Source organism: Rhodopseudomonas sp. BR0G17, assembly GCF_010907025.1.
Classification (GTDB): domain Bacteria; phylum Pseudomonadota; class Alphaproteobacteria; order Rhizobiales; family Xanthobacteraceae; genus Rhodopseudomonas; species Rhodopseudomonas palustris_H.
In genome coordinates, this window is record NZ_QUML01000205.1 from 1 (window position 1) to 404 (window position 404).

At 68.6% G+C, this 404-nt stretch carries 1 protein-coding gene; it reads left to right on the forward strand.

What is annotated here, in order from left to right; genetic code table 11:
• Positions 1-404, forward strand: a 404-nt coding sequence (locus DY467_RS26640; protein ID WP_164639906.1) for a ribonucleotide reductase barrel domain-containing protein, incomplete at both ends; no start/stop codon positions are given.

The window sequence follows — 404 nt, forward strand, 5'->3', positions numbered from 1 at the left end:
GAGGGGGTGCGCGAGCGCGTCTCGGCCGCTCAATTCGGCGCGCTGTGGCTGGCGGTGGCCGAGACGATGGACGACGAGTTCTTCGGTCTCGGCGGCCGGCCGATGCGCCCTGGATCGTTCACGCTGCTCGGCCACGCGGTGCTCAACGCCGGCACGCTGCGGCCGCAATTGTCGTCCTGCTTCCTCACCACGGTGCCGGACGATCTCGACGGCATCTTCAAGTCGATCAAGGACAACGCGCTGCTGTCGAAATACGCCGGCGGCCTCGGCAACGACTGGACCCGGGTCCGCGGCCTCGGCGCCCACATCAAGGGCACCAACGGCGAGAGCCAGGGCGTGGTGCCGTTCCTGAAAGTCGCCAACGACACCGCGATCGCGGTCAATCAGGGCGGCAAGCGCAAGGG